The 18,158-nt window shown below is 48.8% G+C and carries 13 protein-coding genes and 1 pseudogene; 11 read left to right on the forward strand and 3 right to left on the reverse strand.

The annotated features are described in order from the left end of the window. Entirely contained in the window at positions 1-858 is an 858-nt protein-coding gene (gene nadC / locus JVX88_RS07565) for a carboxylating nicotinate-nucleotide diphosphorylase (protein WP_211626727.1), read from the forward strand. A 471-nt stretch (positions 859-1,329) separates the two neighbouring features. Here nadC and JVX88_RS07570 read toward each other — a convergent pair. Further along, a pseudogene (locus JVX88_RS07570) lies at positions 1,330-1,689 on the reverse strand (ATPase domain-containing protein); the annotation flags it as partial. A gap of 537 nt (positions 1,690-2,226) precedes the next feature. Here JVX88_RS07570 and JVX88_RS07575 point away from each other — a divergent pair. The 3 genes from JVX88_RS07575 to JVX88_RS07585 all read left to right on the forward strand — a co-directional run bounded on the left by JVX88_RS07575 (position 2,227) and on the right by JVX88_RS07585 (position 8,427). Beyond that, on the forward strand, positions 2,227-4,491 hold the full coding sequence (locus JVX88_RS07575; protein WP_211626729.1) for a serine/threonine protein kinase: 2,265 nt from the start codon (positions 2,227-2,229) through the stop codon (positions 4,489-4,491). A 78-nt stretch (positions 4,492-4,569) separates the two neighbouring features. Next, positions 4,570-6,258: a VWA domain-containing protein gene (locus JVX88_RS07580; protein ID WP_211626730.1), complete on the forward strand. Its 1,689-nt coding sequence runs from the start codon at positions 4,570-4,572 to the stop codon at positions 6,256-6,258. Positions 6,259-6,537: 279 nt separating this feature from the next. Then, positions 6,538-8,427: a phosphoenolpyruvate carboxykinase (GTP) gene (locus tag JVX88_RS07585; protein ID WP_211626731.1), complete on the forward strand. Its 1,890-nt coding sequence runs from the start codon at positions 6,538-6,540 to the stop codon at positions 8,425-8,427. A 59-nt stretch (positions 8,428-8,486) separates the two neighbouring features. Here the strand turns inward: JVX88_RS07585 and JVX88_RS07590 are convergent, their stop codons facing one another. Then, a complete protein-coding gene (locus JVX88_RS07590; protein WP_263975476.1) occupies positions 8,487-8,864 on the reverse strand; it encodes an isoaspartyl peptidase/L-asparaginase in 378 nt (125 codons plus the stop codon). On the opposite strand from JVX88_RS07590, the gene coaBC reads away from it, so the two are divergent. The 4 genes from coaBC (at position 8,837) to JVX88_RS07610 (ending at position 13,470) form a co-directional block, all read left to right on the forward strand. Continuing rightward, a complete protein-coding gene (gene coaBC, locus JVX88_RS07595; protein ID WP_211626732.1) occupies positions 8,837-10,000 on the forward strand; it encodes a bifunctional phosphopantothenoylcysteine decarboxylase/phosphopantothenate--cysteine ligase CoaBC in 1,164 nt (387 codons plus the stop codon). The genes JVX88_RS07590 and coaBC overlap by 28 nt on opposite strands. After that, positions 10,000-10,968 carry a uracil-DNA glycosylase family protein gene (locus JVX88_RS07600; protein WP_211626733.1) on the forward strand — a complete coding sequence of 323 codons (969 nt, stop codon included), beginning with the start codon at positions 10,000-10,002 and terminating at the stop codon, positions 10,966-10,968. The genes coaBC and JVX88_RS07600 overlap by 1 nt, the downstream gene beginning before the upstream one ends. Before the next feature lie 101 nt (positions 10,969-11,069). Next, positions 11,070-11,975 (forward strand): phytoene/squalene synthase family protein, encoded by a 906-nt coding sequence (locus JVX88_RS07605; protein ID WP_211626734.1) that lies wholly within the window; start codon positions 11,070-11,072, stop codon positions 11,973-11,975. Continuing rightward, positions 11,968-13,470: a phytoene desaturase family protein gene (locus JVX88_RS07610; protein ID WP_211626735.1), complete on the forward strand. Its 1,503-nt coding sequence runs from the start codon at positions 11,968-11,970 to the stop codon at positions 13,468-13,470. The genes JVX88_RS07605 and JVX88_RS07610 overlap by 8 nt, the downstream gene beginning before the upstream one ends. Here JVX88_RS07610 and JVX88_RS07615 read toward each other — a convergent pair. Then, the gene (locus tag JVX88_RS07615; RefSeq protein ID WP_211626736.1) at positions 13,467-14,312 is read right to left on the reverse strand and encodes a prenyltransferase; all 846 of its coding nucleotides are present in this window, start codon (positions 14,310-14,312) and stop codon (positions 13,467-13,469) included. The genes JVX88_RS07610 and JVX88_RS07615 overlap by 4 nt on opposite strands. 38 nt (positions 14,313-14,350) lie before the next feature. Here JVX88_RS07615 and idi point away from each other — a divergent pair, with 38 nt between their 5' ends. From idi to JVX88_RS07630, 3 genes are read left to right on the forward strand one after another with little or no spacing between them, the layout of a single operon-like run. After that, positions 14,351-15,658 carry an isopentenyl-diphosphate Delta-isomerase gene (gene idi / locus JVX88_RS07620; RefSeq protein WP_211626737.1) on the forward strand — a complete coding sequence of 436 codons (1,308 nt, stop codon included), beginning with the start codon at positions 14,351-14,353 and terminating at the stop codon, positions 15,656-15,658. Positions 15,659-15,714: 56 nt separating this feature from the next. Further along, on the forward strand, positions 15,715-16,941 hold the full coding sequence (locus JVX88_RS07625; RefSeq protein WP_211626738.1) for an isoaspartyl peptidase/L-asparaginase family protein: 1,227 nt from the start codon (positions 15,715-15,717) through the stop codon (positions 16,939-16,941). Further along, entirely contained in the window at positions 16,942-18,129 is a 1,188-nt protein-coding gene (locus JVX88_RS07630) for an MGDG synthase family glycosyltransferase (protein WP_211626739.1), read from the forward strand. The last annotated feature ends 29 nt before the right edge of the window (positions 18,130-18,158 follow it).

Consider the following 18,158-nt stretch of genomic DNA (forward strand, 5'->3'; position numbering starts at 1 on the left):
ATGAATTGGCTTGAGAACGGAGAGGTCCTGTCTTCGATAGGGCAATTTTTGGCGGAAGACATTGGCCGTGGCGATATCACCACGTCGGCGACTGTGAATCCTGAGGTTCGCGGGCAGGGGCGGTTTCTGGCAAAGGAATATCTGGTGATCTGCGGACTTGAGATCGCTGAATCTGTTTTTGCACATCTAGATCCTGAAAGTTCCGAGATCGAGACCAGTTATGCGGACGGTGACGAGGTTGAAGAAGGTACGGTTTTTGGGACTTTGAAAGGCTACGCTGATGTACTTTTGACTGGCGAGCGTGTCGCCCTGAACCTGATACAGAGAATGAGCGGAGTGGCAACGCTTACGCGCCAATTTGTGCGGGCCATCGAAGGTACCGGAGCGGCTATCGTAGATACGCGAAAAACCACGCCTGGCCTGAGATTGCTTGAAAAATACGCGGTAACAGTCGGCGGCGGAAAGAATCACCGAATGGGCTTGGACGATGGCGTCCTCATCAAGGATAACCACATCTCACTGGCCGGCGGCGTCACAGAAGCGGTTCAAGCTGCAAAGAACAAGGTCGGGCATCTGCATAAGATCGAGGTCGAGGTTACGAATTGGGCACAGCTTCGCGAGGCGATCGACGCCGGAGCCGATATCGTTATGCTAGACAATCAAACGCCTGAAGAATGCGCGAAGCTTGTCCAAATGTCGCGTGACCTGAACCCCAACGTATTGATCGAAGCCTCCGGAGGAATGGACCTGAATCGAGTTCGTTCATTTGCAGAGGCAGGCGTCGATCTTATATCCGTAGGCCGGCTAACGCATTCAGCACGAGCGGTGGATATATCGTTCAAGATCCAGACGGCTTGATCTTTTTTATTTCACTTTGGCTTTAGTGTCAGACGTAAAGTTCACTCGAAAGTCTGCTATAATAAGGTTTCGGAGGCTTTTTTATTCGAAACGTAACGGGCCATACCCACGGGCTTAAACATAATCAGATCCGCAGAATAGAGCGACTCTATACTCGTCGCGTCCGGCCCGACCAGATAATCTCACAGGAATTAGCAAGGCAGATGGCTGAGCTCTCAAATGAGACCGGCCGCCAGATCGGTGTGCTCCTAGACCGCAAGGGCCATGTCGAGTACGTGATGGTTGGAACGGCAAAGGGAATTGAGATGCCGGATTTTGGCCGTACGCGTGCTGCAAGCGAACGCTTTCGCGGGCTCCGTTGCGTTCACACGAATCTTCTCGGAGAAAAACTGACGCAGGATGACCTAACTGACCTTGCCCTTCTTCGGCTCGACCTTATGTCCACGATCCAGGTCGAGCGGGACTCAGGGCTGAATCCGGCTGTGATATCAAAAGATCATCGATATTTACACCTAATTTTTCGGCATAGTCCGGATCCATTGCGTGCTCTGCATCGATGTAAGCACAAATACCGCCGTTACTCTGTGCCGATGCCACAACCTGCAAGGCAAGAGTTGTTTTTCCGGAACTTTCCGGTCCATAGATCTCGACGATCCTGCCGCGCGGCATCCCGCCTACGCCTATCGCAGCATCAAGGCTGAGGCAGTTTGTGGATATAGCCCCAATATCTTCGTGGGGACGCTCGCCAAGACGCATTATTGAACCTTTGCCAAATTTTTTCTCTATTTGTAGAAGGGCTGACTCTATTGCCTTGCTTTTTTCAACGCTCATAATTGATCATCTTGCTCCAGTGAGAGATAAAAGTGAAAAATCTTTAGAAAACTTTGTTATGTCAATTATACTCAACGAGGATTGTGTGTGCAATTGCGTTTTATCTATGCAACTGTTGATATAACAAATTGGGACTAAGCTAACCGATACAACACCTCAAATCAAATGCCCACATTTTTTGTGATCAATATTTTTACTGCAGTGCTTGAAAAGATTCTTGAAATTGCTAATATATAGCTCTCAACATCAAAGCCCCCGAATTGATTTTTAGATTTAGGTAGCATTTTGGACCATCAAGGTTCAATAGCTTTCGGTGTATGGGTCTCCACGGTTCATACTTCGAAAAAGGGAAAGGTTGGCTTTTGCGGTGTGGGAGACGTAACAGTCGCCTTTCCCCCTCCAGAGGGTTTATCTCTACCCACCCAGACGCGTCAGCTTTCCTGAATTCCTCTTTGCTGCATATTCTTATTGCCCTATACTTGTAAAACTGCGGGAATGTAGGCAGGAAGCTCCTGAGCGGGGCTTGCCGTACATTTTATGGAGAAGGTGACATTGATCGGGCAAGTGCTCGATGGAAAATACAAAATAGAGCGCCAGCTTGGAAAAGGCGGGATGGGAACCGTCTATCTTGCCACGCACCTTGGCACGGAACGTCCGGTCGCTGTAAAGGTCGTCGCTCCGCAGTTCATGGAACGGCCTGAGTTCGTAGAGCGTTTTCGCCGCGAGGCGAGGGCTGCCGGTCGACTGCGGCACCCCAACGTTGTTGATGTTACTGATTTCGGTTCTTGTGAGACGTGCATCGGGAAAGTCGCATATTTGGCGATGGAGTATCTTGATGGATGTACATTGGGAGAGATTCTTGACGAAGAGAAGAACCTTCCAGTTGGGTGGACGCTGGATATCATGGAACAGGTTTGTTCGGCCGTTCACGAAGCCCACCGTCAAGGGATAATTCATCGTGACCTTAAACCTGACAATATCTGGCTCGAACCAAATCAACGAGGAGGATATACAGTAAAGGTTCTCGACTTTGGCATCGCAAAGCTCGAAACCCCAAATCCAGATACTGGGGAATTCGTCGCCGATAATGAAATACCGAATGAGCTAGTAAATCGAACCTCTTCTGGCGCCGCTGTCGCTACTCTTATTCACGATAGTATTTCTCCTACGCTTATATCTGAACCAGTAACAGCTGTTCACGCTTCCGCAAGTGCGGTTTCAATAGTTTCGGACGAAAGAGAGACGGCGATAATGGAAACCGACATAGTCGGAGATCATATAGATGATAATAGCAGGGCTCGTTCTATCGAAAGCATTGGCACGTATAAAACCTCTCTGGATTCTAAAGGCTTAGGTTCGGGCAGTACGTTGGCCACACGAGACCTTACGCGAGTAGGGGCCGTATTGGGTACGCCGCTCTATATGTCACCCGAACAGTGTCGAGGTGAAAAACTTGACGCCAGATCTGATATTTACAGCCTAGGGGTCATAGCCTATCAGATGTTATCGGGTCGGACACCGTTCAGCGGGGACTTTACCTCCGTAATGGAGGCGCACAAGGAAAAGGAGGTTCCGCCGCTCACTGCACGGAAAGTAAGAAGGAAGCTGAAGGCCGTGATAATGGCTGCGCTTGCTAAGGACCCGGCAAATCGTCCGCAGAGTGCCGAAGCATTCGCTACTAAACTGCGCTCCCGATCGGAGGGTATTTTCGGCTTGCTTAGACGGGCTGGAATGATCTATACGGAGCATATTGCAAAGTTCTTGACCCTTTCGGCATTTTTTCACGTGCCGATGATCGTGCTTACGGCACTCATAGTTGCGTTGTCCATACTTCGTGTTACTGGGCAAATAACCGAAACGACGCAAAATATTCTTTCTGCTCCGTTGGGTGTCTTGTTGTTTTTTGTCACTGCACTCGGTGCGTATCTGATAATCGGGACGACGACGTGGATCGTATCGCAATCGCTCGCGGTTCCACTGCGTCCGATCCGGCTTCGAACGGCACTTCGTGCATCAGCTCGCAAATGGAAGCGTTTTCTCGGCACAGGTGTTTTGACAACTATCGCACAGTTCAGTGTAGGCGGAATTCTTGCGGTAGTTCTCGCAGGCATATTTATCTTGGTTGCGGTATTGATATTTGGTGGTACCACAGTCGCGATCTCTGTAGCAGGAGCTATAGGCGTATTACTTGGTCTTCTTGGTTTTCTACTGACAAACGTGCTTACAACACTTGTCGGACCAGTAGTTATGATGGAAAACCTTAAAGGTATCGCCGCCATCAAACGTTCGATCCAGCTTGTTCGTCGTTCACTAGTTACGTCGATCGCGGCCGTGCTGATAATGTTTTTGATCCCGGCAGTAGTGGCCGGTGTGCTTTCAGCGGCGATCAATTTATCAGTAAGGGCGATCGATAATTCAGCACAAAATGTTACCGTTCAGCAGAATGAGAATGGAACCAAGGTTTCAGTTGGCGACGGGGAGAGTGACAGGGCCGTCGAATTTAGCATTAGCAGCGGCCGAGGCGTAAGATTTACTGATATGGACCCAGATACGCGAAAGCGGGTGCGTAGTGTGGTTTCGGAGACGATCTTACAGGCGTTCCTGCTTCCGATGCAGATTCTTATGACATCATTTACATCGATAATCGTCGCTCTTTTATACCTAAAAACAAGGCAATCGGGCGGCGAACCACTTCAGGAACTTTTAAGCAATTTTGAAGATTCCGAACAGCCGCGTAAAAAGTGGCAAGAGCGAGTTAGGCAGCGATTGCTTGAATCAGGAAGGATCTCTGCAAATACCTGAGAGGTGATTTTTTGCTTGCGAACAATTTGTTTGGTTAATTTCACGCTACTTGTCTTTGTGGTTGGAGGCACTGCCGTTGTGGCGCAACCATATAGGACAGAAATAGCGATACAAAGCAATGTGCTGCTCGAGGTTATAAATACGAGCGGCAGGATAAGTGTTTCGGCCAGCGGGGAAGAAGGCCGAGCCGAACTTACAGCAGCTTCTTCGATCCCCGTAACCTCCGAGGAAATTGTTGTTGAGGACGCCAAAGGGAAGAAGCGAATTGTTGTCCGACCCGCAGCCCTCTCTAAACGGATAGATGTCGCGATCATTCTTCCTGCGCGTTCTAACGCTCGGTTAGTTGCGCGTGACGGAGAGATAACCATTGCTGGAAACTTTGGCGATATTTCCGCAGAGACCGAAACCGGTACGATCGCTACAAGTCTTCCAACAGATGACCTTAGGTACTATCTACTATGGACCGCTTCACGACCGAGGGTAGTTTCAGACTTTGATGTTGAAAAGCCCCGCGAGCGGTCTGCGGGGAGGTTTGAAATAAAGGGCGTTTACAAGGCTTCCGAGCCAGGTATTCGACGAGTCGTCAACAGTGAGGGCACAACGGAGAATGAAGGAAACGGCGTTTTCGTGCCGGAAAAAGAAACTCCACAGCCAATAAACATACGCTTTACGACAGCGCGCGGTATCATTCTTCTAAATGTGCCTCCGAACGAAGTAGCAAGTGATCTTCGTGAAAGGCCGCTTACGGAAGCCGCCAAGGCGATAGTGCGGAGTGGGGACTCTGTGCTTATGAACGCCATCCGGCGCGCCGCACCAAAATATTTCGGAGAATACGAGCGAACACTTCCCCCGGTGGACAGAATGCCGGAACTCTCGGTACGCGAACGGCCAAATGCATCAGGCCCGTCAACGGCGACAGCCTTAGTGCGCGTGACCGACAACAATAATCGAGCCATCTCCGGTTTGGATGCTGGCGACTTCGAATTTTTGGATAGTGGTCGCCCCGTCGATATTATTTCCGTTCAGCCGGTTACCTCACATGTGAATCTTGTTCTTTTGCTAGACGTCTCCGGAAGTGTGGAGAATTACATAAATTTCATCCGAAAAGCTGCGAGGAGTTTTGTTGATACGGTCGATCCCCGTGATCGTGTCTCCATCGTGCTTTTTGCCGATGATGTAAAGGTTCTTTCAGGTTTTACAAGGGACAAAACAAGCCTGTCTGACAGTCTTGACACGTTCGATGCAGGCGGGGCTACTGCATATTATGACGCTCTTGCCTATACGCTTGCTGATACACTTCGCCCGTTGCGGGGAGAACGTACCGCCATCGTTGTGTTAACCGATGGCGACGATAATCGTTCGTTTCTCTCCTTTGATTCACTTGCCGGAGCTATAGAGGAAAGTGGAGCCCTCATCTATCCTTTATACGTGCCCACAGGCTTGATCGCCGCCTCTGAGTCGCGAACTATGGCCGAAAATATTGATCCATTACGCAACCGTCATCTTACGCTTTCATCAAAGGCTGCCGAAGAGGGACCGAAACTAGCAAAAATGTCCGGCGGCGTTTATTATCCGATAACCCGACTTTCCCAGATCCAGGAGGCCTACGAGGATATCGCGATACAACTTCGCACCGCATATGAAATAAGATTTCGCTCTACACGTAACTTAGCTGACGGAACCGCGTCGCCGGGCATTCGAGTAAGAGTCAAACGCTCCGGCCTTTTTGCGACTATAGAATCGATATCGCCCAGCCCTGGCCCTTAGCCGGCCAATCTATGATCCTGATCAAATAGTAGAAAACTAGTATCTGAAATAACGAGTTTGTATCCACACGAGGATTCAAGCCTCTTTAGTTACCGGCCTACTCAACTCAGCATCTCAACGAATCACCAAACACCTCTAAACAGGTCAGAAAATGTAACCAATAATTAACTTTTTCACCATTCCTGTGATAATCTCTCTAAATACTTGCCAAAAATGGCGGCGATTGGAAATATAGTCAAATAAAGCAATTGACCGGAAAAATTATCAAATAAAAAGATCATGGCCAAATACACTATTCCCGAGAACATCAAGAACGAAGAACTGAAACGCTGGGTCACTGATATGGCCGAGCTTTGCGAACCGGATAACGTTTATCTGTGTGACGGCTCTCAAGAAGAATATGACAGGCTCTGCCAGGAAATGGTAGATGCCGGCACTTTTATTAAGCTTAATCCGGAGAAACGCCCAAACAGCTTCCTTGCCCGCTCGCACCCATCGGATGTCGCTCGCGTTGAAGACCGCACCTATATCTGTTCGCTTTCAAAAGGCGACGCCGGACCGACCAATAACTGGATGGCTCCCAAGGAAATGAAGGCCATTCTTACACCGAAGTTTCGGGGTTCGATGCGTGGCCGAACGATGTATGTCATTCCATTTTGTATGGGCCCGCTCGGTTCGCCGATATCGCAATTTGGTGTGCAGCTTTCTGATTCGCCATACGTGGTCGTGAATATGAGAATAATGACCCGAATGGGTCAAAAGGCTCTTGATGCTTTGGGTGACGGTGAATTTGTTCATTGCTTACATTCGGTCGGTATGCCTTTGACCCAAGGACAAGCCGATGTTCCATGGCCCTGTTCGCCTGATCCGAAAGATAAGTACATAGTCCATTTTCCGGAAGAACGTTCGATAATTTCATACGGTTCGGGCTATGGAGGAAACGCTTTGTTAGGCAAAAAATGCCTAGCTCTTCGGATCGCGTCAACTCTTGGGAGAGAGCAAGGTTGGCTGGCTGAACATATGCTGATCGTAGGTGTAAAGGCTCCGGATGGGCATAAAGACTATGTATGTGCAGCCTTTCCATCAGCCTGTGGAAAGACAAACTTTGCAATGCTTATCCCGCCAAAAGAATTCCGCGATGAGGGGTGGGAAGTTACAACAGTTGGTGACGACATTGCATGGATCAAACCCGATGAACACGGCAAACTTCACGCCATCAATCCGGAAGCCGGTTTCTTTGGTGTTGCTCCAGGAACGAATTATGCGACGAATCCCAATGCGATGGACTCCATCAAGGAGAACACAATCTTTACTAACGTTGCTTTGACTGATGACGGAGATGTTTGGTGGGAGGGCATGGATGGCGAACCACCCGCACACGCTATTGACTGGCAAGGTAATGATTGGACACCGTCAAGCGAAAAACCCGCCGCCCATCCAAATGCTCGGTTCACTGCACCGATAACCCAATGTCCGGTAGTTGACGAAAGGTTTGATGACCCGAACGGTGTACCTGTTTCGGCATTCATCTTTGGCGGACGGCGCAATTCGGTGGTTCCGCTTATTCAGCAATCTTTCAATTGGGCATTCGGAGTGTACATGGCAGCAACAATGGGCTCTGAGATGACCGCCGCTGCTTTTGGCAACATTGGTGAGGTTCGCCGTGATCCCTTTGCGATGCTTCCATTTGCGGGATACCATATGGGCGATTATTTCTCTCACTGGCTTGATCTTGGGCGCAACATACCGGAGCCGCCGCGTATTTTTTCCGTCAACTGGTTCCGCAAAGACGAAAACGGCAAGTTTCTTTGGCCCGGATTCGGGGAGAATATGCGTATCCTAAAATGGGTCGTGGAACGTGCGCGCGGCAAATCCAAGGGTTTTGAGACCCCGCTTGGCTGGATGCCTCGTTACGATGATATGGACTGGCGCGGGCTTGATTTCTCTCGCGAACAGTGGGACGCAGTAATGAAACTTGACCGCGATATGTGGATCAAGGAGATATCCACTCACGATGATCTTTTCTTCAAACTATATGACCGACTCCCCAAAGAGATGACATTCATCCGTGAATTGCTTGTCTCAAACTTATGGCGTTCTCCGGAGCTCGGGCTCGCAGCCCCACGTCCGGAAGAAGAAGACATTAAAGCAGTTGCTAAAGGTGAATAGGTTGAACTGAAACTTTTTGGAAATCAAAGGCGGGCGGAAGGCCCGCCTTTTTGCTAGGACTAACTATAGATCGCAGTATGTATCTTTCCTGTTTCGGGATCTATCCAGCCACGATACATCCCCTCGGAATTGAATTTTAATGTAATATTCCCTTCAGCATCGACGGCGATCAATCCTCCTTCGCCTCCGATATTGGACAGTCGTCGAACTGTTTCTTCTGTTGCTTTATCTAGCGAAAGAGCCTTATATCTCATGCGCGCCGCTACATCGAAAGCGGTCGCTCCGAGCATAAAATATTCTCCGTGGCCGGTACAAGAAACCGCGCAAAGATCATCGGAGTACGTACCTGAGCCGATGATCGGCGTATCGCCAACACGCCCAAAATGCTTGTTGGTCATTCCGCCCGTAGATGTCGCAGCTGCTAGTCCGCCGCTCACATCGCGTGCAACCGCACCGACCGTACCAAGTGTTTTCGCTTCCTGATGATCAAGAATACGATTACGATCCGGCGAATCCCGACCCGATCGCTCATATCAATTTCTCGCAAGATATCGACCTGCTGCTGATAGTTCCGGCGACGGCGAATATTATCGCCAAGTTCGCGAACGGAGTCGCGGACGATTTTCTTTCATCTACATATCTCGCTTCTACAGCGCCGGTGATGATCGCCCCGGCGATGAACACGACAATGTGGGAACAGCCCGCGACGCAGCGAAACATTCAACGGCTGAAGGCCGACGGCGTGCATTTTGTTGAACCGGTCGCTGGGGAACTAGCTTGCAAAACGGTCGGAACAGGGAAGCTTGAGGATGTTGAGAATATTGTTTCCCAAGCGTTGAAGGTGCTAAGCGAAAAGACGAAGAAGGTTATAAAAGAAAACATTGAAGCAGGGCGGAATGGTGACTTTGCGTTGAAGAATGATCTAAGCGGCGAGCGGTTGCTCATTACAGTTGGCGGGACGCGCGAAGCCATCGATCCGGTTCGGTTCATTTCAAATCATTCGTCCGGGAAAATGGGATTCGCTGTAGCGGAAGCGGCGCGGGACCGCGGTGCTGAGGTTACGGTAGTATGCGGCGTTACAGCGGTCGAACCCCCGAACGGTGTGGCCGTGATCAATGCAGTTTCGGCACGCGAGATGTTCGATGCGGTGATGAAGGAGTTGGCCAATGCCACGGTTTTTGTCGGTGCCGCAGCGGTCGCCGATTACGCGCCGACAAATGCGGCAGATGCCAAGATCAAGAAAGAAAACCAAGACAAACTAATACTTGAACTCAAGAAAACTCCCGATATTCTCTCCGAAGTTTCGAAGCGCCGAAAGAAAGGTCAGCTCGTTATTGGTTTTGCCGCAGAGACAAACGAAGTCGTTACCTACGCGAAGATCAAGATGGGCAAGAAGGATCTTGATATGGTGATCGCGAACGACATCACAAAAGAAGGAGCCGGATTCAATACCGATACGAATATCGCGACCATCCTTACGCGGGTCGGCAGCGAGATCGAGCTGCCGCTTATGTCAAAACGTGCATTGGCTGATAGAATACTTGATGAGATCCTAAAAATTCGTGCGGCATAATGCGTGAAGCTGAGTTTTCTGAACTGGTCAAGGATATTCGTGAACAGGTTCGTTATTTGAAGGAGCTTGGGGTTGACGCCATTTCGGTTGACCTCCCGGAAGAGGTTTTTAGTGTTAAAACACCAAGACCATCCGATCGCGATCTTGATCAAATTGTTAAGGCCCCAAACTATAGTGGATCAACCGAACCGGAAAGAACAATTGCATTTCCAAAGCTGATCCGTTCTGATTCCGCTCCAAAACGGCCAGGCTCACGACTTTCCGCGTTACCTTCCCTAAAGCGTCGCAATGTCGCAAATCCCGAAGTGACACTCCACCGGCTTGAGTCTGTTGGATCCGCGAGGGACGTTGAGATGAAAACAACATCAGCGACTATTGAAACATCATCGCGAGCGTTACCGATAATGGATGAAACGACCGACACCATCACGTCTATCCGTGAGGAGATCGGTGAGTGTAAACGTTGTCCACTTCACGCCCTAGGAAGGAAACAGATCGTGCACACTACCGGTAATTTTAATGCCGACCTAATGTTCATCGGTGAAGCTCCGGGGGCAGATGAGGACGAGCAGGGTTTTCCTTTTGTTGGCCGCGCCGGGCAGCTCTTGACGAAAATAATCGAAAGCATTGGCCTGAAAAGGGAAGAGGTTTGCATTGGAAACATCAACCGTTGCCGGCCGCCGGGAAATCGAAAGCCGGAACCTGTGGAAACTGCAGCCTGTCGGCCTTTTATTCTCCGTGAGATCGCCGTTGTGAAGCCGAGAGTGGTCGTAGTGCTTGGTGCTACCGCGGCGCACAATCTGTTACAGGTGAAAACGCCAATAACTAAGCTCCGCGGGGAGTTTCACGACTATTTCGGTGTTAAAGTAATGCCCACCTTTCATCCCGCATATCTGCTTCGGGATCCGCATAAAAAACGCGAAGTTTGGGAAGATATGAAAAAAGTACGCGAGCTGCTAAACAGTTGAGTAGGCATAATGATGAATCCGAAATATTGCCGATGTCGAATCGGTCAAAAGGAGACGATCTGCTGCATCGACCTCACCTTGATGCGCTTTAGTACTATTGAATGCTCGGACTTCATAATGATCTTCAACGGAATAGACCAGTTGACAAGCGTCTATTGGAGGGAATTGAACTCTGTCGCCAGATAACGCAGCGATACGGGACCAGTTTTTATTTTGCTACCCAGTTTTTTCCTCGTGAAGCGCGTGAGGGTATTTACGCGGTGTACGCATTTGCCCGGATCCCCGACGAAATAGTTGATGATCCAAATTGCAACGATCACCAAGAAGCAATAAGAAAATTGCAGCAATGGAGGGATTCCTGGAACAAAGCATTCGCAGCGGGTGAAAGCAGCGATCCCGTTCTTCACGCGATCGTCAAACAGTTCATCAAGTACGGTATACCTAGTGAAGAATGCGACGCTTTTCTGCGTTCGATGTTCATGGACGAAGAGAAGTTCGCGTATGCCAACTATGCTGAACTAGAAGAGTATATGTACGGGTCGGCGGGAGTTATCGGCTTAATGGTTACGCGGGTTGTTGGATATTCCAGCGATGACGCGTTCGAATATGCAAAGAAACTTGGCTATGCGTTCCAGCTAACTAATTTTCTGCGAGATATTCGGGAGGACCATGACGAACTCGGCCGCGTATATATGCCGCAGGACGAATTGAAACGATATGGACTTTCTAATTCAGACATAGCTTCAAAGAATCGCGACGAACGCTTTGTAAAATTTATGAAATTCCAGATCGAGCGAAACCGGCAGATCTATCGTGAAGCATTGCCCGGAATAAAGATGCTACATTGGCGCGGGAGGCTGGCCGTGCGGATATCATATGTTCTTTATAAGGCTATTTTAGGCGAGATCGAGCGGGCGAACTATAATGTCTTTGCAGGCCGAATACGTACTAACAAGCAACAAAAGATATATCTTTCATTGAAGGCTCTTGCTGGTGTTTATGAGTAAAAAGGTCGTTGTTATCGGTGCCGGTATCGGCGGTCTGGGCACGGCAGGGCTATTCGCAAAAAAAGGTTACGAGGTCACACTTCTTGAAAAAAATGCGAACCTAGGCGGACGTGCCAATATCTTTGAGGCCGAAGGGTTCAGGTTTGATATGGGGCCGTCCTGGTACTTAGCGCCCGATCTTTTTGAGCATTTCTTCGATCTAATGGGCGAACGTCTAGAAGATCACCTTGACCTTGTTCGTCTTTCGCCTTCTTACAGGATCTTCTTCACCGGTGATCCAACCCCGCTGGATATTCATTCAGATATTTCCATCGATTCTGCGACATTCGAGCGGATCGAGTCCGGCTCATCAGAAAAGCTTCAAGCCTATCTAAGACAATCTGAATATCAATATGAAGTAGCGACGCAGCACTTCATGTATAAGAACTACGATACGGTGTTTGATTTTTTTAATCGTCGTGTGATGACCGAAGGGCAAAAGCTTTCGGTGTTTTCGAAGATGCACTCGTTTGTTTCGAAATTCTTTAAGACTAAGAAGCTGCAGCAGGTGATGGAATACACGATGGTGTTCCTCGGTACTTCGCCTTATGAAGCTCCAGCATTGTACAACCTGATGTCGCATATGGATTTCAATCAGGGCGTATTCTATCCGCAGGGAGGATTTTATGAGCTGATAAGAGCTCTTGCTCGGGTTGCTGAGAAGAATGGTGCAAAGTTGCGAACGAATTCGCCGGTGGCTCAGATATTGGTAGAGAATGGGGTAACACGCGGCGTAAGGCTTGTTGGTGATGAGATAGTTCCTGCAGACATTGTCATCTCAAATGCAGACATTCAGTTCACGGAAACGCGATTGTTGGAACCTAAGTGGCAGACTTACAAGCAGAAATATTGGGACAAACGTGTAATGGCTCCCTCGGCATTCATAATGTATTTGGGCGTCAATAAAAAGATGCCATGCCTGATCCACCACAATCTGTTATTTAGCGAAGACTGGCGGAAAAATTTTGACAATATTTATAAGGATCCTCGGTTGCCGGATGAGCCTTCGCTTTATGTTTGTGCTCCGTCAGTGACCGATCCGAGTGTCGCTCCTGAAGGTAAAGAGAATCTTTTCGTGCTCGTGCCTATCGCATCTGATCTACGAATTACCGAAGAAGAAAAAGACGCGTATTCGGAAAAAGTGCTCGCGATAATGGAGGAGCAAATGAATTTGCCCGGACTTCGCGAAAAGATCGAATACAAACGAATTTATACGGTCGATGATTTTGCCGCGGATTACAATGCATTCAAGGGCACAGCTTTAGGCCTGGCCCATACGATTTGGCAAACTGCAATTTTCCGGCCGAATAACAAATCGAAGAAAGTGAAGAATTTGTTCTATGTCGGTGCCGGTACTAATCCCGGCATCGGAACTCAGATCTGCCTGATAAGTGCAGAACTCGTTTATAAACGCGTTCACGGGATCAAGAGTGCCGGACCGATGGAAAGTCTCTAAAAGATCTTAGGCCATGCGATGTACCAGAAAAGAGCGAAACCTATCAAGGAATTAAGCCAAGGAAATGATTTGTAGTAAATGAACTGATGTTTTTTGGACGAGAGTTCAGAGAAACGCATAATTAACAAATATAAGAACCCTAAGAGTGCCACTGGGCCAATATAGGTAATACTAAGTATCGTCGCACCCGTATAGCATAGTTGACAAAAGGTATGTGTCCAGCTAGAGCCCAAGAGAGTTGCGATCGTGCTAACGCCGGCTTCCCGATCTGCCTCTATGTCCGGTATCGCTGAATAGGCATGCATTGCCATGGTCCACATACTTGCTGCTGCAATAACAATGAGTGGTGGAAAATTTCCGGTAATGAGTTGGTACGCGAACGCTCCGGGGAAGACATACAGAATGTTGAAAGCAGAATCTATTATCGGGATCGCCTTTGCACGGATCGGTGGTGCGGAATAGAAAACTGAAAAGAATATAAAGCCGCCCATTGAAGGTATTGCTTGCGGAGCGATGAAATATGCGGCAATTATAAACGGTATATTGAGGAACGCGATCCAGCGCAAGAGAGGACGATGAGATTCGGGCCGAACGAGCAATTCATACTCAGATTTTTTCGGATTCCGGCGGTCGGTCTCAAAATCGAAAATGTCGTTGATCCCATAGATAAGAAGATTCGCGGGAAACAGAAAATAGAGCGCAAAGATGAGCATGTCCCAGCGAACAAGGTCTTCTGCCGTGTCCGCCCCGGCAGCTATTCCTACCAGATAAGGTCCAAGGACATAGAGCCAGAACCGTGGTCTGCTAACATTTAGTAGAAATTTCAGGTAAGAGTCTTGCACTAGTCGTAAGCCGCAGTTCCGAGTTTCAGTTTAGCTTAATGGCAGCGAACCAAAATAAACAAGCGGTGATCGTCGCGGCAGTATTGATCTTTTTGGCGATCGGGGCGTTCTTCATGGTGAACGTAGAACTCCCTACTTGGTCGCATTATGTTTCGGCTATAAATATTGCATTGTTCGCTTTACCGTCGTTCTGGGCCGTTCGGCGATGGCTTGGATGGCGCGACGGTTCTGTCTTGGTCCTGGTGCTGGGCGTTTACGCACTTGCAATTGAAACCTCAGCCATCGTTACTGGATTTCCATACGGACATTTCGGATATTCAGATCTTTTGGGTTATCGGATCTTTGGACTCGTTCCCTGGAACGTTGCATTCGCTTGGACACCGCTGATGCTTGGTGCTTATGCGATCGCGGCAAATCTTTTCGGCGGAGGCGTTCTTCGGGTGATCACGGCTACGTTGATCATCACATTGTTCGACATCGTTCTTGATCCGGGAGCCGTCTATTTGGGCTTTTGGCAGTACGAAGGCGGCGGTTGGTTCTATAATGTTCCGATCTCGAATTTCGCGGGCTGGTTGGTTTCTGGTGCGGTCGGTGCGGTGATAATTGAGATAATAGTTTGGATATTTCAACCGTTATTGCCGACACCGATGCAGCTTGCGTCAAGCGTTATCTTTATTGTTTTCTTCTGGTCGATGATCGCGGCTTTTGGCGGGCTTGTATGGCCGGCACTGATAGGGCTAGTTGTGTGCGCGGTTATGATCTTGCTTTACCGAAGATACAGCTATGCCTTCGATGACAAGATAGTTTTCGTGGACGAAGAGAACAAGCCGATCGCGACTGGAGATAAATTTCCATCACACAATGAGGATACAAAGCTACATCGGGCATTTTCTGTTTTCCTGTTCAATGGGAAAGGAGAGTTCTTAATGCAGAAGCGGGCGCTTTCCAAGAGAACATGGCCTGGGATTTGGTCAAATTCATGCTGTGGACATGTGATGCTGCATGAATCGGTCGTAAATGCTGCACGGCGACGATTGAAATTCGAACTCGGGATCAGCGGCGTGGATCTGAAAGTTGCTTTGCCGGATTTTCGTTATCGAGCCGAAAAAGACGGTGTTGTAGAAAACGAGATCTGTCCTGTACTGATCGGAAAGATATCGGGTGGACCTATTCCGAACCCTGATGAGGTTGCAGCGGTTAAATGGGTGAATTGGAAGAAGTTCGTAGCTTCGCTTGATGAATCGGAAACAGAAATTTCTCCGTGGGCGGTCCTAGAGGTTCGCGAACTAATCCGATCGCGGGAATTTGAGCACTTCATTTCGCAATTCGATCAAAAGCGAAGTTGAGAACCTCCCTAGGTCGTATGCAATAATTCGATAGAAACATTTTCTGGAGCTTTGAAATGAAAAAACATATTTCCATTCTGCTTTTGTCTTCATTGGTTTTTGTATCCATTCCCGGATTTGGCCAAAAATCTGCTGGGGCGGAAGTCAAACAGCTTCATGGTCCGCAGGATCCGCGGCTCGGATTCATAATTCACGGTGGGGCCGGAGTGATTCGTCGCGGTTCGCTTACACCGGAACGGGAAAAAGAATATCGAGCAAAGCTGGAAGAAGCTGTCCTCGCCGGATATAAAGCGCTTCAAGCTGGCAGGTCGGGTCTTGATGCGATCGAGATCGCGATCCGAATAATGGAGGATTCTCCTCTATTTAATGCCGGCAAAGGTGCGGTATTCACGAACGACGGTAAGAATGAGCTTGATGCTTCGATAATGGATGGAAAGACATTGAATGCTGGGGCAGTTGCCGGACTTCATCGTGTAAAGAACCCGATAACGCTTGCACGTGCCGTAATGGAAAAAAGCGAACACGTGATGATGATCGGCGCCGGGGCTGAAAAGTTTGCAGAACTAAATAAGATAGAGCTGGTCGATCCTAAGTATTTTTGGACTCAGTCGCGCTGGGACGCACTTCAAAGGATCCTGAAAGAGGAGAAGGAGAAAAAGGACGGCAGTAAAGATCATGGAATGCTTTCGGAAGACGAGAGAAAAGCCAGTAGATACGGGACAGTAGGTGCGGTAGCTCTTGATAAAGACGGCAATCTTGCTGCCGGAACCTCGACCGGTGGAATGACAAACATCGAGTTTGACCACAATCGCTATGCCCAGTTGTCGCAGATGATCTTGGACGATACCCGTAACGCCGCGCTCAAAAATAACTATGGCGGATCTTCCGGGTTCTTTAAGGCGGCGGTCGATATCTATATGCACGATGTCATCGCAAAAACGAAAGAGGAGAACCGGGCTCAGCTAAAATGTTTTGCGGGAAGCGCCGGAGCTGTCATTTATGACAACGGCGTGCTTTCATCCTGTGAGAACAAGCCGGATGTGCTAAATCTTCGAGATTATGATTGGGATTTCCAGGCTGCGTGGAACACGGACCTTATGAAGGCCCGCCGGAAAGAAGCCGGCAATGGTTGCTTTTGCACGCACGAATCTAATTGCTATTACCCGTCGTTGCCTTTTAATCCGAGCCATTTGGTAAAGATCAAAAAGCTCGAAAGGGATATGAAAAAAGCTGCAAAGGAAATGAGTTTCGCAGCAGGGCGGGAAGTTGCACTAAAAGCTTAAATGCACCGGAATACACCAAAAATACTGATCATCTCTTCCGACACTGGCGGAGGACACCGCTCTGCCGCTAAGGCGATCGCGGATGGTGTGCAGCGTTTTTGGCATGGTGAGAGTGCGGCGGTCCGCGTTATCAGGGCCGTAGAAGAATCGCACCATATTACGGAGAAACTAGTACGGCTTTATAATTGGCTTCTGCGCCATAAACAAGGCTGGATGAAGTACCTTTACTGGGCCGTAAATCACATTCGGCCAGAAACAAGGGAATTTTTTCATCGCAGATGCATAGTGTTTTTGCGTGATGTGTTTGAGAAATGGTGTCCGCATATAGTTGTTAGTGTTCATCCGCTCACCCAGCACATATTTGCACGGATACTTAAAGAACTCGACCTGTTGGGCAAGATACCGCTTGTTACGGTGGTTACAGATCCATGCTATGGGTTTTGGAAGGGCTGGGCCTGTGATGATGTCTCGCTCTATCTTGTCGCCAACGAAGAAGCTCGGCAGCAACTCATCGATTACGGCATTTCTGAAGAAAAGATCAAAATCTCCGGATTGCCGCTTCATCCCAAGTTTAGAGAAGTTAGCGAGAGTGATGCACAGTCCGCGAGAATGGCTTACGGTCTGGATGCTGATAAGTTCACGGTATTTGTAAATGCAGGTTGGATCGGCGGCGGAAATATACCGAAGATATTCAAAGAGCTAGTACGAGGCGAACTGGATATTCAGGCGATCTTCCTTGCCGGTAAGAATGAAGAATTAAGGCTTGAAGCAGAGCGGATCGCGAGTACCGCAAAATTCCCGGTTAAGGTCATCGGTTATTCTGACGAGATCGAAAAACTTATGCAGTCAGCCAATGTAATGATTTCTAAGCTAGGCGGACTGACCACTTTCGAAGCACTTGCCTGCCGATTACCGATCATTGCTGACATAACTACGCCACCGATGCCGCAGGAAGCCGGCACAGTAAAGCTTATAGAAAGCCGCGGCGCAGGAATAATGCTTGAACGTACCGCCGACATCGTTCCGACTATAAGGGCTTTGGCGAACGATCCTGCTCGGTACTCCGCATTAAAGGCTGCAACGGCGGATCTGGCCGTCCCCAATTCAACTGAATTGATAGTTCGTGAGATCGCTGCCCTTCTTCAGGCACCTACACGGGAAACCGAACTTACAGCGATTGCGGCATAGGACAAAGACACTGAATTATCATTCGCTAA

The organism is Leptolyngbya sp. 7M, from assembly GCF_018128485.1.